We start from the raw sequence: 22,655 nt of genomic DNA on the forward strand, positions 1-22,655 counted from the left end.
GGACAATCAGACCAAAATCACGACCGGTTGAGCGATCTTGTGAAACTGCTCGGTCAGCAAGCGACCTGATTCAGCGGTGAAACACAAGTTTGCCAGGCGTACGTGAAGTCACGCAGACGACCCTGAGGCTGGAAGGTCTGACGCCAGATGCGCGCCATGCCGAGCAGATCGTTCGGTTCGGGGAGGGTGGGGTTTTGTTCTTCTACCAATAGCCAGGCGATGGCTGTGGCGTAACGTAGATTGACGGTCAGTTCCAGGTGCGGGCCGCTTAGAAAGGCATGTTGACTGGCGAGCCCGCGAACCAGGCTGGCACGCTCCGGATCGAGCGCGAGGTAATCATCCCAGAGTGCCTGATGACGATGCTCGGCGATGCGATAGAGGCCGTGGCCACGGCGGTCATGCAGGGCTGATCCGAGGGCGGACTGGCTGGCGGCAATGCCCAGCAAAAGGGATTCGGCGGTTGCGCAGTGACGTCCCAGATAAATCAGCGTAGGACGGATCACATAGCGACACAGTTCGCTGGCAGCGATACCCATAAATCCCTCGGATCTTGTTATTGGGCGGCGAAACCTGAAGGGGGCCTTGGCAGCGGTGGATCGACTCAGGCTCGCCGGAAGCGGATCACGCCGCTTGAGTTGAAGTGTAGTGTCATATTCGCGACGTAAAGGTCTGTTTTTAAAATATTTCCGGCTGCGAGTTATAACCCTTATATCCGATGGTGCTTATGCGCCAAGAGTAAAAAGTGAAATATCAGGCAATAAAAAGCCCCGCGTTTTAAGCGAGGCTTTTGCTTTTGCTTTTGCTTTTGCTTTTGCTTTTGCAGCCTTTGCGGCTCTCAGGCAATCAATGCCTGACGGGTACGGTCGATCACGGCCTGCAGCGGTTCGGCGCTGGAGTATTGATCGGGGTACAGACGCTCGCTGTGGCGGGCGATCCCGTGTTCATTGACTACGGTGAAGCTGAAGCAACCTTTGCGAGCGGCCATGATCAGGCAGTTCATTGGAGCAAAAGCATTGGTTAGGGTGCGAATGGCATCCTGAGTATGGATTTGAGTAGACATAGTTATTAGGTGTTCCTACAAATGACACGGATAAGAACCGTGCAACGTTAAAACGTTCCAGTAATGTCGACCACCATTGGTCGAACAAAGAACCCGACTGGAACAAAGCAGCCAGTTTGAAGCGCTGATAATTTGGCGCGCTTGGGCTGGCAGGTAGGTACTTAGGAGGGCAGGCAACACATCAAGGGCAAAGGTTCTGGGCCCGGGGTGAAGATCCTGATCAATTTGCAGGTTGGTTCGGTCAGAGTAAGTAGCCTTCGCAACACCCTTTGCATTCATTCAAAGGCGGTGTCGTCGCAAGATTTACCTGGAAACCATCGAGGGGTCGTTCCCGCTTTTTTCGGTGAAGGCTTCTGTGAAGAAGATTGACCGTGGGGATGTGTTCGACCGGAATTGACTTTCAGCTTGGTACTAACGCCGCGGATACTAACGGATCGAAATGGGTAAAGCAAACTCTGCGTTGAAAAATATTGCAGGCGGGGGACAGATCTGCCTTGCGAGACGCTGGACTGCCCCGAACTGGCTCACATCTCGACCGTTGGTCGGTGAGGGATTTTTTGTAAAACCACGCGACAGAGCGGCTTATCCCCAGGATTACTGCCAAAACGACCCGAAAAAGCGCATCGATATAACCGGGTAACAGGTACTTGTGCACATTAGTTGCGCGCGCTGTAACGGCGCTGTCACATCAATCCTGACTCCGGTGGCTGCCTGTAACGAAAGTTTAAGTCAATGAAAAACATCGCTTTTTTTTGTTGGTGAAAAAATCGTCAGTTTGACTGTGAGCCCCATTCTACAAGGCTTTGCGACGGTTGGAGGGCGGTTGTCCACTGAGTTATCCACAGCTTCTGTGGATTGTCCCGAGCGCTTGCTCTAGGACGGGCGTGCCGGGTTATTTTTCGACTTTACCTGTAAGAAAAAGAGAGTAGAGTGGCGCGCCTTCCGATCTGTCCCACAGTGCTTTATGAAGTTTCGCTCAGTATCAGACTCTGTTACCTCAGAACCTCCCCGTGTTACCCCCCCTAAGCGATTTTCCGTGCGCGTTGCCGAGTGGCTGCTCGACAGCCCGCGCCTGAGCGACAGCCATAATGCCAAACATCTGGCCGGCCGCTTGCTCAAGCAACCGGCGCGCGAAGGCGTGGTCGCTGCGCAAAGCCGTCTCGGCCAGTTGATGTGCCGCGAGTGTGGCAATGCCCGGGATCGCCGTATCGGTCAGGATCTGTTACGCCAGGCCGCACGCGCCGGCGATCACCGTGCGCAACAGGAACTTGGCCTCATCGAAGACTGAGCTGTCCAAGTTCTGACACCTTGGTTAACCTTCAGACTTTATCGGATCGGCAGGAGTGGCTATGGCTATGGACTTGACCAGCGTGCTGCTCGGTCTCGCAGGGGCGGGGCTGCCGCTGCTGGCGTTGGCTTGGCAACTGCAACGCCGGGCGAGCGACCGACAAGCCGAGGTGGCGTTGCTTGAAGAGCGGCTGGCTATGGCGCAACTGGCGCAGGACGGGCTCAACGCTCAACTCGATGCCAGCCGTGACGAAGTTGCCGATCTCGGCCAGGCCAACGCGGCCAAGCAAGCTGATCTGGCGGCTCTGCGCCGCGAAGTCGAGTTGCTGCAAATCGAGCGCGACGACGCCCGTGATGCCTCTCACGCCTGGAACCTCGAACGCGCCAACAAAGAGGCGGAACTGCGTCGCCTCGACGCTCAGGCGGCTTCGCTGAACGCCGAGCTGCGTGAACAACAGGAAAGCCATCAGCAACGCCTCGACGACCTGCAAGGTTCGCGCGATGAGCTGCGTGCGCAGTTCGCCGAGCTGGCAGGCAAGATCTTCGACGAGCGCGAACAGCGTTTCGCCGAGACCAGTCAGCAGCGCCTTGGCCAGTTGCTCGATCCGTTGAAAGAACGCATTCAGTCTTTCGAAAAGCGCGTGGAGGAAAGCTATCAGGCCGAAGCCCGAGAGCGCTTCTCGCTGGCCAAGGAACTGGAGCGCTTGCAGGCGCTCAACCTGCGCCTGAGTGACGAAGCGACCAACCTGACCCGTGCACTGAAAGGCCAGAAAACCCAGGGCAACTGGGGCGAGCTGATCCTTGAGCGCGTGTTGGAACACGCAGGTCTCGAGAAGGGCCGCGAGTACCAGACCCAGGTCAACCTCAAAGGCCCGGATGGCGAGCGCTTCCAGCCGGATGTGATCATTTATCTGCCGGGCGACAAACAAGTGGTGGTCGACTCCAAGGTCAGCCTCACGGCGTATCAACAGTACGTTGCCGCCGACGACGACACGCTTGGGCAGATCGCGATCAAACAGCACGTGCTGTCCCTGCGCAATCACGTCAAAGGCCTCGCCGGCAAGGATTACAAGCGCCTGGAAGGCCTGCACAGTCTCGATTTCGTCTTGCTGTTCGTACCGATCGAAGCGGCGTTTTCGGCGGCATTGCAGGCCGAGCCTTCTTTGTTTCAGGAGGCGTTCGATCGCAACATCGTCATTGTCAGCCCGACCACGTTGCTGGCGACACTGCGCGTCATCGACAGCCTGTGGAAGCAGGAGCGCCAGAGTCAGAACGCCCGGGAAATCGCCGAGCGCGCCGGTTGGCTCTACGACAAGTTCGTGCTGTTCATTCAGGATCTGGACGAGGTCGGCAATCGCCTGCAACAACTGGACAAAGCCTACAGCTCAGCACGCAACAAACTGACAGAAGGGCGCGGCAACCTGGTCAGCCGCAGTGAGCAGCTCAAACTGCTGGGCGCACGGGCGAGCAAGAGCTTGCCGGCGGATCTGCTGGAGCGGGCGATGACGGATGTCGATGGGCTGGTTGAGTTGCCGGAATAAAGATCAAAAGATCGCAGTCTGCGGCAGCGCCTACACGGGATCCATGTAGGCGCTGCCGCAGGCTGCGATCTTGTGCTTTTAAAGCGGCAAATACCGACTCAGCAACGCCCGCAACGCCGCCGGTTTCACCGGTTTGGCCAGATAATCCAGCCCCGCCGCATGCACCTGCGCGACCATCTCGGGTCGCCCGTCGGCGCTGATCACCACGCCCGGCACCGGCTCGCCCAGACGCGTACGCAACCACGCCATCAGTTCAGTGCCGGTATCGCCGTGATCCAGGTGATAGTCGACCAACGCCAGTTGCGGCCGCACCCCGTCACTGAGCAGCGCCTCACATTCCTCGCGATTGCGCGCTGTCCAGACCTGACAGCCCCAGCGACTCAACAGGCTGTTCATGCCGATCAGAATGCTGTCTTCGTTGTCGATACACAGCACCCGGGCGCCGCTTGGCAACTTGCCGTTCAGCTCGACAGCAGCGCTCGCCGGCAAAGCCTGCGTGCGAGCCAGCGGCACACTGACACTGAACACGCTGCCGCGCCCCGGCCACGAGCGCACGCGCAATGTATGGCCGAGTACGCGACACAAACCATCAGCGATCGCCAAGCCCAGCCCCAGGCCTTTTTCGGCGCGGGTCTGATGGCTGTCGAGGCGTTTGAACTCTTCGAAAATCACCTGCTGCTTGTCTTCCGGAATACCCGGCCCGCGATCCCATACCTCCAGACACAACTCCCCACCACGTCGCCGCACACCCAGCAGCACCGGACCTTTGGCGTAGCGAAAAGCGTTGGTCAGGAAGTTTTGCAGAATCCGCCGCAGCAACTTGATGTCGCTGTCGATGCGCAAATGGCTGCCACGCACACGGAAGCTCAAACCTTGTTCCTGCGCCAGCGCCTTGAACTCGGCACCTAGGGTGTCGAACAGCTCATTGACCACAAACGCCTTGCGATCCGGGTTGATCTTGCCGTTTTCCAGGCGGGAAATGTCCAGCAGATCACTGATCAGGTCTTCAGCCGAACGCAACGAGCTGTCGAGGTGGTGAACCAGTTTCTGCGCCTCGCTGCTCAAACCGTCGTCCTGATGGGAGAGGGCGGCAGAGAACAGCCGCGCGGCGTTCAACGGTTGCATCAAGTCATGGCTGACTGCCGCGAGAAAGCGGGTTTTCGACTGGTTGGCGGCCTCGGCGGTGCCCTTGGCTTCGGTCAAGGCGACGTTGAGCTGCGAGAGCTCTTGAGTCCGCTCACTGACCCGTTGCTCCAGCCCCTCGTTGGCCTCGGTCAGCGCCTGCTCGGCTTCACGGAACGCGGTGATGTCAGTAAAACTCATGACGAAACCGCCGCCGGGCATCGGGTTGCCGATCAGCTCGATCACCCGGCCGTTGGGGAACAGTCGTTCAGACGTATGCGCGCGGCCCTGACGCATCCAGTGCAGGCGTCGGGCGACGTGGACTTCCGCTTCGCCGGGGCCGCACAAACCGCGTTCGGCGTTGTAGCGAATGATGTCGGCGATTGGCCGGCCGACGCTGATCAGGCCGTCCGGGTAGTTGAACAGCTCCAGATAGCGCCGATTCCACGCCACCAGTTTCAGCGACTGGTCGACCACGCTGATGCCCTGGGTGATGTTCTCGATGGCGCCTTGCAGCAGGGCGCGGTTGAACTGCAACACTTCCGAGGCTTCGTCAGCAATTCGGACGACATCCTCCAACTGCATTTCCCGACCTTCGATGGCGGCTTTTACTACCGCTCTTGTCGAAGAGGCGCCGAGGACACCCGCCAGCAATCGCTCGGTGTGGGCGATCCATTCACCGTCGGCGTTCTGATTCGGGTTGAAGCCTTTGCCTTGGCGATAAGCGAAACGGATAAAGCTTTGCCGCGCGCGTTCTTCACCGACAAAGCGTGCCGCCAGTTGCAGCAAATCATCAATCTGCACCGCCAGCATCGAGCGCGCACTCGGCCGGGCGCTGATTTCCTGGCCGATGAAACGCCCGGCCTGCCAGTGCTCCGACACACGTGTGCGAGACAGCACCGAAACCCAGGCGAACAACGTGAAGTTGCCCGCCAGCGACAGCACCACGCCTTGGGTCAACGGCGTGATTGGCAGATTCAACGGGTTGCTGTGCAGCCACGCCAGGCCGGGGAACGTGTCCAGCGGCCAGCCGAGGCTGCGCGCGGCAATCGGCAGGATCAATGTGTAAAACCACAAGAAGGTGCCCGTAGCGAGACCGGCAAACACGCCGCGACGGTTGGCTTGTTTCCAGTACAGTGCGCCGAGCATGGCCGGGGCCAGTTGTGTCACCGCGGCGAAGGCGATCTGGCCGATGGTCGCCAGGCTGGCGGTGGAGCCGAGCAAGCGATAGGCGACGTAAGCCAGCAGCAGAATCACTACGATGCTGACTCGGCGCACCGACAGCATCCACTGGCGGAACACTTCGAACGGGCGCTCGGCGTTGTTGCGCCGCAATAGCCACGGCAACAGCATGTCGTTGGAGACCATGGTCGACAGCGCCACGCTGGCGACGATGACCATGCCGGTCGCCGCCGAAGCGCCGCCGATAAACGCCAGCATCGCCAGCGCCGGATGGGCCTGGGCCAGAGGGAGGCTGATCACGAACGAGTCCGGCAGCACATCGCTCGGCAGTAGCATCTGACCGGCGAGGGCGATAGGGACTACAAACAGCGCGGCCAAGGCGAGGTAAGCCGGAAACACCCATTTGGCCAGGCGCAGATCCTGCGGGTCGATGTTCTCGACCACCGTGACGTGAAACTGTCGCGGCAAACAAATGATCGCCATCATCGCCACGCCGGTCTGTACCACCATCGACGGCCAATTAATCGTTTCCTTCCAGTATTCCTCAAGGCGCGGGGCGAGCATCGCCTGATTGAACAAATCGTCGAAGCCGTCATACAGGCCATAAGTGACGAAGGCGCCGACGGCGAGAAACGCGAACAGCTTGACCAAAGACTCAAAGGCAATCGCCAGCACCATGCCACGGTGGTGTTCCGTGGCGTCGAGGTTGCGTGTGCCGAAGACGATGGTGAACAGCGCCAGCACCAGCGACACGATCAGCGCGGTGTCCTGGGCGCGGGTGCCCATCGCGTCGGCACCGGCGCCGATCAACAGGTTTACGCCGAGGACGATGCCTTTGAGTTGCAGGGCGATATAGGGGAGGACGCCGACCAGGCAGATCAGCGCCACGACTACCGCCAGCGATTGCGATTTGCCGTAGCGTGCGGCGATGAAGTCGGCGATGGAGGTTATGTTCTCCTGCTTGCTGATCATCACCATTTTTTGCAGAACCCACGGCGCGCCGACTAACAGCAAAATCGGCCCGAGGTAAATCGGCAGGAATGACCACAACTGTTCGGCGGCCTGACCAACCGCGCCGAAGAATGTCCAACTGGTGCAATAAACCGCCAGCGACAGGCTGTACACCCAGGCACGCACTCGCGGCGGCAGCGGCGCACTGCGACGGTCGCCGTAGAAGGCGATGGCGAACATGATGGCCATATAGGCCAGGGCGACAACGGCGATCAGCCCGGTGGACAACGGCATGCAACACTCCCGACAGAAGACTCCCCGGCACTCCTGCCCGGGCGGACAGTCTCGCATGAGTGCGGCGGTTAGTCAGTGTCGACCAAGGTCGTGGCGTGGCGGGGTGTCGCAGGCAGGGAATCGGGTGGTTTTGATGGTGATTGGGCGGGCCTTTTCGCGAGCAAGCTCACTCCCACATTTGGAATGCATTCCCCTGTGGGAGCGAGCTTGCTCGCGAAGGCGTCAGTCCTGTTTCAACGCAATATCGATCAACCGGTGCAGCTCCTCTATCTCCAGCGCCGTAGCCGAAAACAGAATCCGGAACACCACCGGCGCCACCACCAGATTGATCAACCGATCAACACTCGGCGCCGTTTCAGCGGGGTGCCGTTCGATGATGGTCTGCAACTGCGCCCCGATAATCGTCACGCAATACCCCGGCGTCGCGCTCGCCTGCACGTCGCGCATCATGTTGCGGCCCGGCTCCGAACTCATCTCGTCGAGGTATTGCTCGGCCCACGCGCGGACATCGCTACGCAGGCTACCGGTTTGCGCCGGCTCGCTGTCGGGACGCATGCGGGCGAGGGCGACGTCGGCCAGCAACGCCGCCAGATCACCCCAGCGCCGATAAATCGTCGACGGCGTCACCCCGGCGCGCGCCGCGATTTGCGGCACGGTCACAGTTGAACGCTCCTGTTCTTGCAGAAGCGCGCGGACTGCCGAGTGAATCGACTCTTGCACTCGGGCACTACGACCGCCCGGGCGTAAACCTTCTTTAATAGCCATGCGGCAGACCTTAACACAAAGAATTTGCTTTAAGCGTTGGGCGGTAGCACACTCCGCAAAAGCAAAAAATTAGCTTTTGCGGAGTGTGCACATGAATAGTCCCGTTTCCCATCGCTCGAACCTGTGGTTTCTGGCGATCACCTTACTCAGTTTTCTCGCCGCTTCCACCGCGCCGACGCCGTTGTATCACCTGTATCAGGATCAACTGCACTTCTCGGCAGCGGTGCTGACCCTGATTTTCGGTGTCTACGCGTTGAGCCTGCTGGCGGCTCTACTGACCGTCGGTTCGCTCTCGGATCATTTGGGACGCAAACCGGTGATCTTCACCGCGGTGCTGCTCAATGCACTGGCGATGTTGCTGTTTATCTATGCCGACAGCGTCAGTTGGTTGATCGGAGCGCGGGTACTGCAAGGTTTTGCCACCGGCATGGCCACTGCGGTGTTAAGTGCGACGCTGCTCGATACTGACCGCCAGCACGGGCCATTGATTAATAGCGTTGCCCCGTTGCTCGGGATGGCATTGGGGGCAATGGGTTGTGGTTTGCTGGCCGAATTTGCCCCGGCGCCGTTGCAACTGACTTACTGGCTGCTGCTCGCGCTGTTTGTGGGGCAGGCGTTGTACGTCTGGCGCCTGCCGGAAAGCATTACGCCGCAAGTCGGGGCGTGGGCCTCGTTGCGGCCGACTTTGCATGTACCGGTTCAGGCCCGTGCCACGTTGTGGCGAGTGCTGCCGCTGAACACCGCGACCTGGGCGCTCGGCGGTTTTTACGCATCGCTGGCGCCATCGCTGGTGCGCACCGCCACCGGTTCCACCTCCAACCTGATCGGTGGCGCGACCGTGGCGGCGTTGACAGTGACCGGTGCGCTGATGATTTTCACCTTGCGTAATGGTGCCGCCACTCGGGCTTTGCAGATAGGTGCAAGCTTGCTGCCGAGCGGTCTGGTGCTGATTCTGCTGGGTGTGCACAGCGCCAGTCTGTCGCTGTTTTTCCTCGGTACGCTGGTCGCCGGTTGTGGTTTTGGTTCAGGCTTCCTCGGCGCGGTACGCAGCCTGGTGCCGCTGGCATTGCCCCATGAACGGGCCGGGTTGATGTCGGCGTATTACGTGTTGAGCTATCTGGCGTTTTGCTTACCGGCTCTGCTGGCAGGACATTTCACCCATAGCCTCGGACTGCTTGCCATGACCGATGTGTATGGCGGGGTACTCATCGTACTGGCCGTCGGTGCTTTGTTGCTCAGTCTGCGTCCGCAACCGGCCAAGGTGTGCGGCGCTCCATAACCGCAGCGCTTTCGGTTAGCCTTGCCCCAGTCATTCTGTTCTCGGATCCACTCATGAAGATTATTCGCAGCAAGGCCTTCACCGCCGACCGAGCCTGGGGCGCACTCGATATCGCCAACATGAACGGCATCACCACACGTCTGCACTGGACCGATCAACCGTATAAATGGCACATCAATGACGGCGAAGAAGTGTTCGTGGTGCTCGATGGGCAAGTACAGATGCGCTATCGCGAAAACGGTGAGGAAAAGCAGACGTTGCTCGAAGTCGGAGACATCTTCCACGCCTCGGTCGGCACCGAACACGTCGCCCATCCGCAGGGCGCGGCGCGGATTCTGGTGATCGAGAGCGAAGGCAGCGTCTGACTGCTTATCTGTAAAACAGATAACAGTTAGAGAAATTACCCGTTATATAGATATTCGATTCAGATCTACCATGGACTCAACCTCACCAGAGGACAGGAGTTCATGATGACTTGCCCTAACAGCGTTAAACGCGGCATCAAGCCGTTCAGCCAACTTCAGCATCCCCGCGAAGTGATCCGCCAATTCACCCCGAACTGGTTTGCCGCAACCATGGGCACCGGCGTGCTGGCTCTGGCGTTGGCGAATTTGCCGGTGGCGATACCCGGTCTACACGCGGTGGCCGAAGGGCTATGGCTGTTCAACATTCTGTTGTTCACGTTGTTTACCGCTGGCTATGCCGCCCGCTGGATTCTGTTCTTCGATGAAGCGCGGCGGATTTTTGGCCACTCCACTGTGTCGATGTTCTTCGGCACCATTCCCATGGGCCTGGCGACAATCATTAACGGCTTTCTGCTGTTCGGCCTGCCGCGCTGGGGCAATGGCGTCATCCATCTCGCCGAAGTGCTGTGGTGGATTGACGTGGCGATGTCGCTGGCCTGTGGCGTGTTGATCCCCTACATGATGTTTACCCGTCAGGAACACAGCATCGACCAGATGACGGCCGTTTGGCTGTTGCCCGTGGTAGCCGCAGAGGTAGCTGCGGCCAGCGGTGGATTGCTCGCACCGCACCTGAGCGATGCCCACTCGCAACTGGTGGTGCTGACCACAAGCTACGTGCTCTGGGCATTTTCCCTACCGGTCGCGTTCAGCATTCTGACGATCCTGTTGCTGCGCATGGCCCTGCACAAACTGCCCCACGAAAACATGGCCGCATCGAGCTGGCTGGCCCTGGGCCCGATCGGCACCGGTGCGCTGGGCATGCTCCTGCTGGGCGCTGATGCGCCGGCCATCTTCGCCGCCAACGGTTTGCCGGGTATTGGTGAAATCGCTGCGGGCCTTGGTTTGGTGGCCGGGATCACGCTGTGGGGCTTCGGTCTGTGGTGGATGCTGATGGCGCTGCTGATTACCGTGCGCTATCTGCGAGACGGCATTCCGTTCAACCTGGGTTGGTGGGGCTTTACCTTCCCGTTGGGCGTTTATTCGCTGGCAACGCTGAAACTTGCCAGCACCTTGAACCTCGGCTTTTTCAGTGTGGTCGGCTGCGTGCTGGTGGCGTTGCTGGCGGTGATGTGGCTGATTGTGGGCAAACGGACGGTGCAAGGTGCGTGGCGTGGCGAGCTGTTTGTCTCGCCCTGCATTGCAGGTTTGAAGAAATAACCTGAAAAGTTTAGGTAAGGTGTGGCCTGGATCGCGGTTCGAGATTCCAATACAAGAACCCAGGCCTCACTACCCAACATCAGGGAAACACGGAAGATGAGTCACCCCTCACAGTTCAACCTGCTGCGCACCCGGCGTTTCTTGCCGTTTTTCATCACGCAGTCGCTCGGTGCGTTCAACGACAACGTGTTTAAGCAGTCGCTGATCCTTGCCATTCTCTATCGGCTGACCATCGAGGGTGACCGCTCCATCTGGGTCAACTTGTGTGCGTTGCTGTTTATCCTGCCGTTCTTTCTGTTCTCGGCGCTGGCCGGGCAGTTCGGCGAGAAGTTCGCCAAGGACGCGCTGATCCGTCTGATCAAACTCGCGGAAATCGCGATCATGGCGGTAGGATCGGTCGGCTTCCTGTTCGATCATCTGTCGCTGATGCTGGTGGCGCTATTCGCCATGGGCACCCACTCGGCGCTGTTCGGGCCGGTGAAGTATTCGATCTTGCCGCAGGCGTTGCGTGAGGAAGAGTTGGTCGGCGGCAACGGTCTGGTGGAAATGGGCACATTCCTGGCGATTCTCGCCGGGACCATCGGCGCCGGGATCATCATGTCCTCGACCCACTACGCGCCGCTGGTGTCGATCGCCATCGTCGGCATTGCCGTGCTGGGTTATCTGGCCAGCCGCAGCATTCCCCGCGCAGCGGCGTCATCGCCAGAAATGCGCCTGAACTGGAATATTTTCAGTCAGTCCTGGGCCACATTGAAACTAGGTTTGGGCCAGACGCCTGCGGTGTCGCGTTCGATTGTCGGCAACTCGTGGTTCTGGTTTGTCGGGGCGATTTATCTGACGCAGATCCCGGCCTACGCCAAGGAATGGATGCACGGCGACGAAACCGTGGTCACGCTAATTCTCACGGTGTTCTCGGTGGGGATCGCGCTGGGTTCGATGCTCTGCGAGAAGCTCTCCGGGCGCAAAGTCGAGATCGGTCTGGTGCCGTTCGGCTCGTTCGGCCTGACGGTGTTCGGCCTGCTGCTGTGGTGGCATTCCGGTGGAATTCCCGACAGTGTCACCGGCCATAGCTGGACCGAAGTGCTTGGCTTTGGCCACACCTGGGCGGTACTGGTCGACATCCTCGGCCTCGGTATTTTCGGCGGTTTCTACATTGTGCCGCTGTATGCATTGATCCAGTCGCGCACCGCCGAGAACGAGCGGGCGCGGGTGATCGCGGCCAACAACATTCTCAACGCGCTGTTTATGGTGGTGTCCGCCATCGTTTCAATCGTGCTGTTAAGCCTGGCCAAGCTGTCGATCCCGCAACTGTTCCTCGTGGTGTCGCTGCTGAACATCGGCGTCAACGCCTACATCTTCAAGATCGTCCCCGAGTTCAGCATGCGTTTCATGATCTGGCTGCTCAGCCATTCCATGTACCGCGTCGAGCATCGCAACCTTGAAGCGATCCCGGATGAAGGCGCGGCGTTGCTGGTGTGTAACCACGTGTCGTTTGTTGATGCGCTGTTGATTGGCGGCGCGGTGCGTCGGCCGATTCGCTTTGTCATGTACTACAAGATCTACAACCTGCCGGTACTGAACTTTATCTTCCGCACGGCGGGGACTATTCCGATTGCCGGACGCAACGAAGACATCCAGATCTACGAAAAGGCCTTCACCCGGATCGCCCAATATCTGAAGGACGGTGAACTGGTGTGCATTTTCCCCGAGGGCAAGTTGACGGCCGATGGCGAGATCAACGAGTTCAAGGGGGGGGTGACGCGGATTCTCGAGGAAACGCCGGTGCCGGTGATTCCGCTGGCATTGCAGGGGTTGTGGGGGAGTTTCTTCAGTCGCGATCCGAACAAGGGCGTGTTCCGCCGGTTGTGGTCGCGGGTGACGTTGGTGGCGGGAGCGCCGGTGACGGTTGAGGTGGCAGAGCCATTGAAGTTGCAGGGGTTGGTGGGGGAGTTGCGGGGCACTGTTAGATAGTTGTCGCCTGATCTGGCCTCTTCGCGAGCAAGCTCGCTCCCACAGTTGGAATGCGTTCCCCTGTAGGAGTGAGCCTGCTCGCGATAGCGGTAGAGGCCTAAGCGCTGACCTTGAGCCCGATCAACCCGGTGATGATCAACGCCACACTGGCCAGCCGAATCAACGCCATTGACTCACCAAACAGAATGATCCCGGCAATCACCGTACCCACGGCACCCACGCCGGTCCAGATCGCGTAGGCCGTGCCCAGCGGCAATTCCTTCATCGCAAGGCCGAGCAGGCCAAGGCTGATGGCCATGGCCGCAACGGTCAGTGCAGTGGGAAGTGGACGGCTGAAGCCATCGGTGTATTTCAGGCCGACAGCCCAGCCAACTTCGAACAGGCCGGCGAAAAACAGAATGATCCAGGACATGAGAGACCTCCATCGATTGACGGGGTCGTCCCCAGATTAAAAAACTCGATCGAGCCGCGAGGTCGTCCCCGCGTTGCGCAATAGAGTGCCGCGCATTAACCCGGGGATCAAGTTTCCCGATCAGTCCGTAGCTCGTTGAGCCAGCGCCTGTTCATCTTCTTTCTCGCTCATCCGCCGGAAATAAGTGGAGAGCAACGCTCCGGAAATGTTGTGCCAGACGCTGAACAACGCGCTTGGCACCGCTGCCAGTGGCGAGAAGTGTGCGCTGGCCAGTGCGGCACCCAACCCCGAATTCTGCATGCCGACTTCCAGCGCCAGCGATTTGCGCTGAGCCAGCGGCAATTTGAATAGACGTCCGGTGAAGTAGCCCAGCAAGTAGCCGAAGCTGTTGTGCAGCATCACCACGGCCATGATCAGCAAACCGGATTCGGCGATTTTTGCCTGACTGGCGGCGACCACCGCAGTGACGATGATCACGATGCTGACCACCGACACCAGCGGCAATACATCCTCCGCGTGACGCACCTTGTCACCGAGCAACCGTTGCGCCACCACGCCAAGGATGATCGGCAGCAGCACCACTTGCAGGATCGACCAGAACAGCTCCATGAACGATACCGGCAGCCACGCCGAAGCCAGCAGCCAGATCAGCGCCGGGGTCAGCAGCGGGGCGAGGAGGGTGGTGACGGCGGCGATGGCCACCGACAGTGCCAGATCACCGCGAGCCAGCCACGTCATCACGTTGGAAGAGGTGCCGCTTGGGCAGCAACCGACCAGAATCACGCCGACGGCGATTTCCGGGGGCAGGTGAAACACCTGGCAAAGCAACCACGCCACGCCGGGCATGATCACGAAGTGCGCAACCACGCCCAGCGCCACACGCCATGGATGGCGGGCGACAGCGGCGAAGTCGTCGAGTTTGAGCGTCAGACCCATGCCGAACATCACCAGTCCGAGCAGCGGCACGATCGCGCTTTTCAAGCCGAGGAACCACGAAGGTTGCAGGAAGGCCACGACGGCGAAAATCAGAACCCAGTAAGCGAAGGTATTGCCGACAAAGCGGCTGAGTGCAGCCAGTGCGCGCATGGCTTGTTCCTTGTTATGTGAAAGCGTTAGGAAGCTAAGCATACGGTGCTTGCAAAAAGATCGCAGCCTTCGGCAGCACCTACAGGAAAATGCATTCCAAATGCAGGCGCTGCCGAAGGCTGCGATCTTTTTTCAGGCACCCTCTATAGAAGAAGGTGCTTGCGAGAGGCTTTAGATCCCTTGCGGAGTCTCTTCACCACCCAACGCTTCAACCAGCGCCGGCAGGAAGTCGCCGAACGTCAGCATCATCAGGGTGAAGCTGGCATCCAGTTGGCCCAGGGCTTCGTCGCCGCCGTCCTGTTCCGCCTGATCCTGCAACAGATCTTCGAACTTCAGGCGCTTGACGGTCATCTTGTCGTCGAGCATGAACGACAATTTGTCCTGCCAGGCCAGCGACAGTTGAGTGACCACTTTGCCGGTACTCAGGTGCAGCTGGATTTCTTCGCTGGTCAGGTCCTGACGCTTGCAACGGACGATGCCGCCGTCTTCGTGGGTGTCGCGCAGTTCGCACTCGTCCAGCACGTAGAAGTCGTCAGCGGCTTTCTGCGTGGTAACCCAATCCGTCATGACCGCCGTTGGAGCCATCTTCACAGTCAGTGGGCGAACGGGCAGGGTGCCGATCACTTCACGCAAGGTCGACAGCAGGTCTTCGGCGCGTTTCGGGCTGGCCGAGTTGACCAGAATCAGCCCTTGCTTCGGCGCGATGGCGGCGAAGGTCGACGAGCGGCGGATAAAGGCGCGCGGCAGGAACGCCTGGATGATTTCATCCTTGATCTGGTCGCGTTCTTTCTTATAGACCTTGCGCATCTGCTCGGCTTCGATTTCTTCGACCTTTTCCTTGACCGCGTCGCGCACGACGCTGCCCGGCAGAATGCGTTCTTCTTTACGCGCAGAAATCAGCAGGAAATCACCGCTGATGTGCACCAGTGGAGCATCTTCGCCTTTGCCGAACGGCGCGACGAAGCCGTAGGTGGTCAACTCCTGGCTTGCACATGGACGCGCCAGTTTGGTGGCCAGTGCAGTTTCCAGCGCCTCGGCGTCGACAGGCAGGTCTTGGGTCAGGCGATAGATAAGCAGGTTTTTGAACCACATGGGGTGAGTCTCTCCTTTATACAAAGGGGGGCATTATTGTCTTCGCCGTGGCATAGGCCAACCCTTCTCTAAGCCTTTGGAAGGCCTGAGAAAATTATTTAAAAAAGTGCTTGCCAGAGGTGGGGTCGCTCCGTAGAATGCGCGCCACACCGAAGCGAAGGGTGATTAGCTCAGCTGGGAGAGCGTCTGCCTTACAAGCAGAATGTCGGCGGTTCGATCCCGTCATCACCCACCATTCGTTTCATGTGTTACGCGCAGCGGTAGTTCAGTCGGTTAGAATACCGGCCTGTCACGCCGGGGGTCGCGGGTTCGAGTCCCGTCCGCTGCGCCATATTCGGTAACCTGGAACGCTGAACGCCAGGTCACCACGGAAAAACCCGCTGAGGCGGGTTTTTTTCTGTCTCAAGTTTGTACGTTGTACCCGCGGGATGTGTTGTTTCACCGGTTTTCAGATTTTTTTGAAAAAACTTCAATTAAATCAACACTTTACGAAAACTTGTGGCATAATGCGCCCCGTAACGAAGCGAAGGGTGATTAGCTCAGCTGGGAGAGCGTCTGCCTTACAAGCAGAATGTCGGCGGTTCGATCCCGTCATCACCCACCATTCGTTTCAAGCGTTTCGCGCAGCGGTAGTTCAGTCGGTTAGAATACCGGCCTGTCACGCCGGGGGTCGCGGGTTCGAGTCCCGTCCGCTGCGCCATATTCGGTAATCTGGAACACTGAACGCCAGATCACCACAGAAAGCCCGCCCAGTGCGGGCTTTTTGCTGTCTGGCGTTTGGGTTATTTTCGCTGCATATATCTATGTAATGCCTGCCAGACGGGTCACTTTCGGACAATGGGCAATGTTCTTCGCTTGCTCAAGGCCTTGAGCAAAAAATCAGCGCCGGCGCTGTGAGTCCGCAAATGTTTGTCGACAAAGCCGCCAACGCCGGAATCCTCAGCGTTCTTCTTCCGAGCAAAACCTGGCCGCGTGTCGGAAAGGTTGCGGCATCATCCGCTGTGAAGAACGTACCGGCCAGGCATTGATCATTCACCGTTGCGCTGGTGGCGATAGTCGCTGACCGCTTCGTACACCGCTTTACGCAGTCGGTTGATTCCGCCGATCGGGCGATGTGCTTCGATGCCAAACCATGGGTTGAACGAAAGGTTGTCGCATAGAAGATTTTGCTGTGGTGTATCGAAATCCTGAGGTGGCAGGGTGATGCGGGCAACGGATTCGAACGGTGCATCTTGCTCGCGCCACTCGATGCTGGTGTCCTCGATCGGCATGTATTTATTGGCATCCTGGCGCTGGATCTGCAGCACGTAACAAGCAGGCACGCGATCCGTTGATAACTGCTGATTCAGGGCGCCGCGCAGGAAGTTCGGCAAATCGTGGTTCTGCTTGGGCAAGGTGTAGGTTGGGCAATTGTCCGGATCGGGCGTTACCCGAAATTTCACATTGGCCTCACCCAACTTGTAGGGCGATACCGAGAAGTAAGTCGTCCCGGTCGGACTGTCCGGCGGCGGCGACAGTGTTGCCAGCGCAATAAACAGATGGCGGATCTGCCAAGTGCGTGGATCCCATCCCGGAAAAAACGCCATGACCTTTTTACCGTCAGCCTGCGCCGCCACATTCTGACGATACTCGGCGACATCGCTGACAAAGAAGTTCGGGTGACTGAACATTACGAAGTCTTGTTCGCGCTGTTGCTGGCGGTTACCGAGCAGTTGCATGCCCGGCACGTCGAGCAACTTGATCGCCATGCCACGGGCGTCGCGCATGCTGTCGAACTGCGGATAGGCATTGCCATTGGACAGTCGAATCATCGCCTGCCAGGTTTTACCCGGCTCACTGAAGACACCCTGTCGCAATGACTGTGCCAGTTGCGGCAGAACCTGCACCTGCGCTTTCACACAACCATGGGCCTTGGCGTGAGCGTCGCGTAAATAGCGAGTGCCTTCGCGGTGTTGATCGACGATGCGCACGGCCGTCTGGATCACATCCTGAGTCATGGCCGACTCGTCTGGCGGAATCTGCTCCAGTGCTGAAACCGGGCCACGGTGCTGCCAGGCAAACCACGCCGTGGCGACGGCCCAGCCGAGCAGTCCGATGGCGAACACGATCAACAACGTTTTGCCCAACAATCGTCCCAGCCACAACCAGACTCTGGCCAACAAAGGCAATTCTTTCTTGAAGGTCGAGATCATGGCAATTGCGCCTCGAGCGGGCCGCCCAGAACTTTCAGGTATTCCAGCAATGCCCAGCGTTCTTCGGGCTGCAACAGCCGGCCGATAACGCCATTGCCGCGCTCGCCGGCGCGGAATTCATGGCCGCTGTTGTGGTTGCCGGTAACCCGCGTGTCGAACACAAAACCATTGGTGAAGGCTTCGGTGCGGTAGCCCAGATGTCGCGGGTCGTATTCGAAGGTGCCTTTATAGAAGGTGGTGGCGCGCTCATCCTGCGGCGACAGCAATTGATAAATGCTTGGCACCGAACCGTTGTGTAGAAACGGCGCGGTAGCCCAGATGCCGGCCAGTGGGCGCGCCTTGTAGGCGACTTGTTCGCGAACGCCGATCGGCAGACCAAAACCGTCGAGCCCGGGTTTCTCCTCAGGCGTCACCTTCGCTTCGCGATAAGCGCGGTTTTCGACGAATGCGGTGACGTAAGCCAGGCCTTTAGCCACTGACAACTGGCTCAGATCGAGCGGTTGCGTCGGTGTTGGATGCAGCTTTACGTCCATCTTTTCCAGCTCTTTCAGATCCCATTGCAGCGCCGTCAGGTCGAAGCGGTGGGTGGCGATGTTGTTGGCGGCGTTCGGGTCGGTGCCGATGACATCCACTGGCACCATGCGCAAATGCTGCACCCAGCGTTCGCCTTCCTGGGTTTTGCGTGGGACGTGGCAAGCGGCGCAGTTCTCTGTAAACAGCGCGCGTCCCTTGGCTGCCTGCGATCTGTCGACGGTGCCAAACAGAGCTTCCGGCCAGGCGGGTGGTTGTAGGCGTTGCAGGGTTTCTTCGATCTTGTGCAGGTCGCGTACACGGACGCTGGAAGCGTAACGGTCATCGCCTTGCAACGGCTGACCGTTGGCGTTGAAGAACTGCAGCGTGGCACCCACCCCCAATGCCTCGCCGATGTTGCGCGCCATAGGTTGTTGCGCCGAACCGTTCCACTGCACCCAGTCGAACGTCCACATATCCCATAGCTGCGGGTAGTCCACCGGCGCGTTGGCCACGCGATAGTTGGCGGGGGAGATGGCATCGCCGAACGTCGCGTTGGCAATCCGCCCGAAGGCATCGGCGCGGCCCGGGCCTTCCTCGGTGGGGTAGAGGCCGCGATGCGTGTCGTTCCACGCGACTTTCAGAAAGGTGTACAGCGAGCTTTTGAAATCCTTGCGCAATTGCTCGTGGCGGGCGTCGTAGTCATCGCCCAGCACCTGTTGGGCAAAGCGTTCGAATTTCCATGGGTTGAGGTAAGTCGAGGTCAGACTGGCGACCAATGCCTGTCCGAAACTGCCACCGCGCAGCGTAGGAACACTCGACGGCAGTACGTGCTGTGCCGAACCACCGTCAATGCGCACGGCTTGGCCGTTGAAGCGCAGTTCACCGGTGTGGCAAGCGGCACAAGTTATGTCCAGATATTGCTCGGTGCTCCCGGGATTCTGGTGTCGCGCAAAGCCGACGGGCAGGTTGCCGGGATTGCCCGGCGTGGCTTTCTGTTGCGGATCGACGAGAAAACCGAAGCGCGCGAGGTATTCGGGGGCGGCGAAACGTTGCTGCGAAAAGGGCAACTCCAGCGCCTGAAACCACTCATAGCGCAACCCTTTGACTTGCGTGCCCTGGGGCGTGAAGTAATAGGTCTGTCGTTCTTCTTCCGCCCACTGATTCAGGTAATGCACCTGCTGCGCGGGCGTGTAGAAGGGCATTTTCGGATTGGCCACGTAGTACAAAACCACCGCGAGGACGAGTCCCAGCAGCACGACGACCAGAGCCAGCACGCGGAATAAAAGGCGCAAGATAAACATCCTTGTCGAATTGTTGCGCTGTTATGCCTGAGCATGGCTGTGCGTGGCAAGTGGCCATTACGCCAGATGTTGGGGGAATGTAAGTCGGTCGTTGTCGCGACCAGATGACATAAGCTTCATCATTGCTTTGCCCAAATGCGTTTTAATCCCTGAACTTATCGCAGGTTTACTGCTCTCATGCCGGTAGCCATTGGTCGTGGCGGCCTGATAAGCTCGCGGCTTTACTCGATTGCCCTTTCGGCGCATGAACAAGGAAATAGCATGAAACAGCATCGGTTGGCGGCGGCGGTAGCCCTGGTTAGCCTGGTCCTCGCGGGTTGTGATTCGCAGACCAGCGTAGAGCTGAAAACCCCGGCGCAAAAAGCTTCCTACGGTATCGGCCTGAACATGGGCAAGAGCCTTGCTCAGGAAGGCATGGATGATCTGGACTCCAAAGCGGTAGCCCAGGGCATCGAAGATGCCGTCGGCAAGAAAGAACAGAAGCTGAAAGATGAAGAGCTGGTCGAAGCCTTCGCCGCGCTGCAAAAGCGTGCTGAAGAGCGTATGGCCAAGATGAGCGAAGAGTCGGCATCCGCTGGCAAGAAATTCCTCGAAGAAAATGGCAGGAAGGCTGGTGTGACCACCACCGCTTCGGGTCTGCAGTACGAAGTCGTCAAAAAGGCCGACGGCCCACAGCCTAAGCCGACTGACGTAGTGACCGTTCACTACACCGGCAAGCTGACCAACGGCACCGTATTCGATAGCTCCGTCGAGCGCGGCAGCCCGATCGATCTGCCAGTAAGCGGCGTGATCCCGGGTTGGGTTGAAGGTCTGCAATTGATGCACGTTGGTGAGAAGTACAAGCTGTACATCCCTAGCGATCTGGCTTACGGCGCTCAATCGCCAAGCCCGGCAATCCCGGCCAACTCGGTTCTGGTTTTCGACCTGGAACTGATGGCCATCAAGGATCCAGCCAAAGAAGGCGCCGCGGCCAAGTAATTAGCCAAGGCTTCGACAACAACGCCTCGCTTATGCGGGGCGTTGTTGCATCTGGACCTTGGCAAGGGTAAACAGAGCGAACCGATGGCGGTCGGGGGAGTCATAGCCTTTGAGGTTGCTCGCTAGACGCCCTCAGCCGCCAAGTCAATGAAATATTGGGTTTTTTTATGTGAGTAAAAAACGCCCGATCTGAGCGTAGCCCTTATGAAACGGGGCTTTCAGCGCTGAAATGCAGCTCTGTTCACAAGGTTATCCACAATTTGTGTGGATAACATTTCAACGGGAGGAATAGATGAAAGCTCCGTGGAATTTCGCTCGATTCCTGCCTCTGGCCGGCCGTCTGCTGGCTCGCGGTCGCCTGCCGACGCTGCTGTTTGCCGTGGCCAGCAAAGGCGCCGCGCAAGGCAATAGACTCGGCAAACTCAAAGATGATCTTCGTATGCTTCAGGCCTTGTGCCTGGCCTACTGGCGCGGTGAGTACCGGGCGATCAGCCCGAAAGCCTTGGTTTCGGTGGTGGCGGGGTTGATGTATTTCCTCAGCCCGGTGGATGCTATCCCGGATTTTATCCCGGTATTCGGCATGCTAGACGACATCGCCGTCCTCGCCTGGCTGATGAAAACCCTCGACGATGAACTCAACGCCTTCCGACTTTGGCGCAACCGCTTGCAACCGGAAAAACTGGCAGTCGTCGAACGTCTGCCCGATACCCCCGAGCAACTGCAACTCCAGGGCCCGAAAAAGCCCTGATTGTCGAAGTCCGCTTACAGATAGATACCCCCCGCGACCTTGGCCGCTGTTAGGATTACACTTCTAAGGAAAAGTGCCGACTCGCTAAGTGTTGTTGTCCTACGGGGTAGTCATGGATATTCAGATAATTGCACGCGATGGCGAACCCGAATATGCGGTTTTGCCATGGGCTCAGTATCAGTCTCTACTGAAAGCAGCAGGCATCAAAGAAGCACCGCCACAGCAGGCGCCAGCGCCGCTCGTGGCAACACCGGACCCGATTCTTCCAGGTCTGGATCAACTAAGCAGTTTGCGCGAAGGGAAGGGCATCGCCGTCGAGGCGCTGGCCCGCACGGTAGGCATCAGCCCGTCTTATCTGGCCATGATCGAAAGTGGCGAGCGTCTGCCCGACGCCGCGATTCGCCGCAGCCTGGCCTGGGAGCTGACGGTGCCAGGGTGGAGGGAAGAATCGTGAGCGTACGCATCAGTCGTCAACATTGGGACGGATTGCTGGGGGAGCTGGATCAGGCGCGCCGGCAGCGCCATCTGTTGACCTATCGGGCCTTGCTCGAACGTTTGCAATTGCCGACACCGGCGATGCAAACCTTGACGGCCGCGTTGGAGCATCTGGCCGCGCTGGATGCCAAGGCCGAACAACCATTACGCAGTTCGCTGGTGATAAGTCAGGGCGCCAGTCGCCTGCCGCGTACCGGTTTTTTTGAATGCGTCGAGCGCCTGGGGCGTTTTTCCGGGCCGTCCGATGGCGTCGCCGCAGCGTCATGGCATGCTTCGGAGGTCGTCAGAGTCTTCGAATACGAGTACCCGGAATCGGCGGAGGCTTGAGTGTTTTTACGACTCAAGGCGCGAGCCGGTTACTGGCTGGCTCGCCGGCTGTTTCACTGGTCGTGGTTTGTTCGCCAGCCCCGAGGCTGGCGCTGGCTTGAAGGCCAGTTTGCGCGTATGGCTACCCTCGGCGATGTCGGCGCGCAAAGCTTCTACGGCCACATCCTGACCTTTCGCGGTGTAGGGTTGGGAGCGCGTGAAGAGGGCGTGCGACTGTTGCGGCTGGCGGCACTGGCCGGCGATGGCAAAGCGGCTTATCAGGTCGGGGTGATCAGCCTGACGGGTACACCGAGCAAAGCGCCTGACCCTGCTGAGGCCGCACGCTGGTGGAGCATGGCTGCCAAGGCCGGGCATCCGTTGGCCGAGCATAAGTTGAAAGAGTTGAGTGCGCGGGATTCAACGCAGTAAGTCTATCTGTGTCCGCTCAATAAACGTGG

At 58.9% G+C, this 22,655-nt stretch carries 20 protein-coding genes and 4 tRNA genes; 15 read left to right on the forward strand and 9 right to left on the reverse strand.

Going from position 1 to position 22,655, the window contains the following annotated elements; translation table 11 throughout:
- Window positions 1-53 precede the first annotated feature (53 nt).
- Window positions 54-536 (reverse strand): hypothetical protein, encoded by a 483-nt coding sequence (locus tag ACA043_RS08640; RefSeq protein ID WP_401269879.1) that lies wholly within the window; start codon window positions 534-536, stop codon window positions 54-56.
- Window positions 537-835: 299 nt separating this feature from the next.
- Window positions 836-1,060: a hypothetical protein gene (locus tag ACA043_RS08645; RefSeq protein ID WP_003223079.1), complete on the reverse strand. Its 225-nt coding sequence runs from the start codon at window positions 1,058-1,060 to the stop codon at window positions 836-838.
- 964 nt (window positions 1,061-2,024) lie between these two features.
- On the opposite strand from ACA043_RS08645, the gene ACA043_RS08650 reads away from it, so the two are divergent.
- Together ACA043_RS08650 and ACA043_RS08655 are read left to right on the forward strand one after the other, a co-directional pair.
- Entirely contained in the window at window positions 2,025-2,348 is a 324-nt protein-coding gene (locus ACA043_RS08650) for a sel1 repeat family protein (protein ID WP_497658974.1), read from the forward strand.
- Window positions 2,349-2,523: 175 nt separating this feature from the next.
- On the forward strand, window positions 2,524-3,888 hold the full coding sequence (locus ACA043_RS08655) for a DNA recombination protein RmuC (RefSeq protein WP_187677502.1): 1,365 nt from the start codon (window positions 2,524-2,526) through the stop codon (window positions 3,886-3,888).
- 78 nt (window positions 3,889-3,966) lie between these two features.
- On the opposite strand, the gene ACA043_RS08660 is transcribed toward ACA043_RS08655, so the two are convergent.
- Window positions 3,967-7,437 (reverse strand): hybrid sensor histidine kinase/response regulator, encoded by a 3,471-nt coding sequence (locus ACA043_RS08660; RefSeq protein ID WP_489878562.1) that lies wholly within the window; start codon window positions 7,435-7,437, stop codon window positions 3,967-3,969.
- Window positions 7,438-7,659: 222 nt separating this feature from the next.
- Window positions 7,660-8,202, reverse strand: a complete 543-nt coding sequence (locus tag ACA043_RS08665; RefSeq protein WP_401269872.1) for a TetR/AcrR family transcriptional regulator — start codon at window positions 8,200-8,202, stop codon at window positions 7,660-7,662.
- A gap of 91 nt (window positions 8,203-8,293) precedes the next feature.
- Between ACA043_RS08665 and ACA043_RS08670 the strand changes: the two genes are divergently transcribed.
- The 4 genes from ACA043_RS08670 to ACA043_RS08685 all read left to right on the forward strand — a co-directional run bounded on the left by ACA043_RS08670 (window position 8,294) and on the right by ACA043_RS08685 (window position 13,074).
- Complete coding sequence (locus tag ACA043_RS08670; protein WP_401269870.1) at window positions 8,294-9,481, forward strand: MFS transporter; 1,188 nt, start codon at window positions 8,294-8,296, stop codon at window positions 9,479-9,481.
- Between the two features lie 53 nt (window positions 9,482-9,534).
- Window positions 9,535-9,846 carry a cupin domain-containing protein gene (locus tag ACA043_RS08675; protein WP_187677476.1) on the forward strand — a complete coding sequence of 104 codons (312 nt, stop codon included), beginning with the start codon at window positions 9,535-9,537 and terminating at the stop codon, window positions 9,844-9,846.
- 105 nt (window positions 9,847-9,951) lie between these two features.
- The gene (locus ACA043_RS08680) at window positions 9,952-11,103 is read left to right on the forward strand and encodes a TDT family transporter (RefSeq protein ID WP_497658975.1); all 1,152 of its coding nucleotides are present in this window, start codon (window positions 9,952-9,954) and stop codon (window positions 11,101-11,103) included.
- Window positions 11,104-11,199: 96 nt separating this feature from the next.
- The gene (locus ACA043_RS08685; RefSeq protein ID WP_497658976.1) at window positions 11,200-13,074 is read left to right on the forward strand and encodes an MFS transporter; all 1,875 of its coding nucleotides are present in this window, start codon (window positions 11,200-11,202) and stop codon (window positions 13,072-13,074) included.
- 97 nt (window positions 13,075-13,171) lie between these two features.
- Here the strand turns inward: ACA043_RS08685 and sugE are convergent, their stop codons facing one another.
- The 3 genes from sugE to rdgC all read right to left on the reverse strand — a co-directional run bounded on the left by sugE (window position 13,172) and on the right by rdgC (window position 15,664).
- Complete coding sequence (sugE, locus tag ACA043_RS08690) at window positions 13,172-13,486, reverse strand: quaternary ammonium compound efflux SMR transporter SugE (protein WP_008077894.1); 315 nt, start codon at window positions 13,484-13,486, stop codon at window positions 13,172-13,174.
- A gap of 120 nt (window positions 13,487-13,606) precedes the next feature.
- Entirely contained in the window at window positions 13,607-14,572 is a 966-nt protein-coding gene (locus ACA043_RS08695) for a bile acid:sodium symporter family protein (protein WP_497658977.1), read from the reverse strand.
- A 171-nt stretch (window positions 14,573-14,743) separates the two neighbouring features.
- A complete protein-coding gene (gene rdgC, locus ACA043_RS08700) occupies window positions 14,744-15,664 on the reverse strand; it encodes a recombination-associated protein RdgC (RefSeq protein WP_122593573.1) in 921 nt (306 codons plus the stop codon).
- Between the two features lie 159 nt (window positions 15,665-15,823).
- Here rdgC and ACA043_RS08705 point away from each other — a divergent pair.
- The 4 genes from ACA043_RS08705 (at window position 15,824) to ACA043_RS08720 (ending at window position 16,364) form a co-directional block, all read left to right on the forward strand.
- A tRNA-Val gene (locus ACA043_RS08705) sits at window positions 15,824-15,899 on the forward strand.
- Between the two features lie 19 nt (window positions 15,900-15,918).
- A tRNA-Asp gene (locus ACA043_RS08710) sits at window positions 15,919-15,995 on the forward strand.
- A gap of 197 nt (window positions 15,996-16,192) precedes the next feature.
- A tRNA-Val gene (locus ACA043_RS08715) sits at window positions 16,193-16,268 on the forward strand.
- Between the two features lie 19 nt (window positions 16,269-16,287).
- Window positions 16,288-16,364, forward strand: a tRNA-Asp gene (locus ACA043_RS08720).
- A gap of 328 nt (window positions 16,365-16,692) precedes the next feature.
- On the opposite strand, the gene ACA043_RS08725 is transcribed toward ACA043_RS08720, so the two are convergent.
- Together ACA043_RS08725 and ACA043_RS08730 are read right to left on the reverse strand one after the other, a co-directional pair.
- Window positions 16,693-17,826 (reverse strand): catalase family protein, encoded by a 1,134-nt coding sequence (locus ACA043_RS08725; RefSeq protein WP_497659629.1) that lies wholly within the window; start codon window positions 17,824-17,826, stop codon window positions 16,693-16,695.
- 26 nt (window positions 17,827-17,852) lie between these two features.
- On the reverse strand, window positions 17,853-19,661 hold the full coding sequence (locus tag ACA043_RS08730) for a di-heme-cytochrome C peroxidase (RefSeq protein ID WP_497658978.1): 1,809 nt from the start codon (window positions 19,659-19,661) through the stop codon (window positions 17,853-17,855).
- 270 nt (window positions 19,662-19,931) lie between these two features.
- Between ACA043_RS08730 and bamJ the strand changes: the two genes are divergently transcribed.
- From bamJ to ACA043_RS08755, 5 genes are all read left to right on the forward strand, one after another.
- On the forward strand, window positions 19,932-20,648 hold the full coding sequence (gene bamJ, locus ACA043_RS08735) for a BamJ family beta-barrel-assembly machinery protein (protein WP_497658979.1): 717 nt from the start codon (window positions 19,932-19,934) through the stop codon (window positions 20,646-20,648).
- A 292-nt stretch (window positions 20,649-20,940) separates the two neighbouring features.
- The gene (locus tag ACA043_RS08740) at window positions 20,941-21,396 is read left to right on the forward strand and encodes a YkvA family protein (RefSeq protein ID WP_187677482.1); all 456 of its coding nucleotides are present in this window, start codon (window positions 20,941-20,943) and stop codon (window positions 21,394-21,396) included.
- A gap of 112 nt (window positions 21,397-21,508) precedes the next feature.
- The gene (locus ACA043_RS08745; protein WP_497658980.1) at window positions 21,509-21,850 is read left to right on the forward strand and encodes a helix-turn-helix domain-containing protein; all 342 of its coding nucleotides are present in this window, start codon (window positions 21,509-21,511) and stop codon (window positions 21,848-21,850) included.
- A complete protein-coding gene (locus ACA043_RS08750; protein WP_003223109.1) occupies window positions 21,847-22,218 on the forward strand; it encodes a hypothetical protein in 372 nt (123 codons plus the stop codon). Before ACA043_RS08745 ends, ACA043_RS08750 begins: the two co-directional genes overlap by 4 nt.
- Window positions 22,219-22,626: an SEL1-like repeat protein gene (locus ACA043_RS08755; RefSeq protein WP_187677484.1), complete on the forward strand. Its 408-nt coding sequence runs from the start codon at window positions 22,219-22,221 to the stop codon at window positions 22,624-22,626.
- The last annotated feature ends 29 nt before the right edge of the window (window positions 22,627-22,655 follow it).

This window comes from Pseudomonas sp. LBUM1648 (genome assembly GCF_059716145.1).

Coding starts and splice junctions, on each gene's coding strand:
- ACA043_RS08675 (WP_187677476.1), top strand. CDS start 9,535: ATGAAGATTATTCGCAGCAAGGCCTTCACCGCCGACCGAGCCTGGGGC.
- ACA043_RS08685 (WP_497658976.1), top strand. CDS start 11,200: ATGAGTCACCCCTCACAGTTCAACCTGCTGCGCACCCGGCGTTTCTTG.
- ACA043_RS08745 (WP_497658980.1), top strand. CDS start 21,509: ATGGATATTCAGATAATTGCACGCGATGGCGAACCCGAATATGCGGTT.
- ACA043_RS08650 (WP_497658974.1), top strand. CDS start 2,025: ATGAAGTTTCGCTCAGTATCAGACTCTGTTACCTCAGAACCTCCCCGT.
- ACA043_RS08660 (WP_489878562.1), bottom strand. CDS start 7,437: ATGCCGTTGTCCACCGGGCTGATCGCCGTTGTCGCCCTGGCCTATATG.
- ACA043_RS08680 (WP_497658975.1), top strand. CDS start 9,952: ATGACTTGCCCTAACAGCGTTAAACGCGGCATCAAGCCGTTCAGCCAA.
- ACA043_RS08645 (WP_003223079.1), bottom strand. CDS start 1,060: ATGTCTACTCAAATCCATACTCAGGATGCCATTCGCACCCTAACCAAT.
- rdgC (WP_122593573.1), bottom strand. CDS start 15,664: ATGTGGTTCAAAAACCTGCTTATCTATCGCCTGACCCAAGACCTGCCT.
- ACA043_RS08740 (WP_187677482.1), top strand. CDS start 20,941: ATGAAAGCTCCGTGGAATTTCGCTCGATTCCTGCCTCTGGCCGGCCGT.
- ACA043_RS08665 (WP_401269872.1), bottom strand. CDS start 8,202: ATGGCTATTAAAGAAGGTTTACGCCCGGGCGGTCGTAGTGCCCGAGTG.
- ACA043_RS08670 (WP_401269870.1), top strand. CDS start 8,294: ATGAATAGTCCCGTTTCCCATCGCTCGAACCTGTGGTTTCTGGCGATC.
- ACA043_RS08695 (WP_497658977.1), bottom strand. CDS start 14,572: ATGCGCGCACTGGCTGCACTCAGCCGCTTTGTCGGCAATACCTTCGCT.
- ACA043_RS08640 (WP_401269879.1), bottom strand. CDS start 536: ATGGGTATCGCTGCCAGCGAACTGTGTCGCTATGTGATCCGTCCTACG.
- sugE (WP_008077894.1), bottom strand. CDS start 13,486: ATGTCCTGGATCATTCTGTTTTTCGCCGGCCTGTTCGAAGTTGGCTGG.
- bamJ (WP_497658979.1), top strand. CDS start 19,932: ATGAAACAGCATCGGTTGGCGGCGGCGGTAGCCCTGGTTAGCCTGGTC.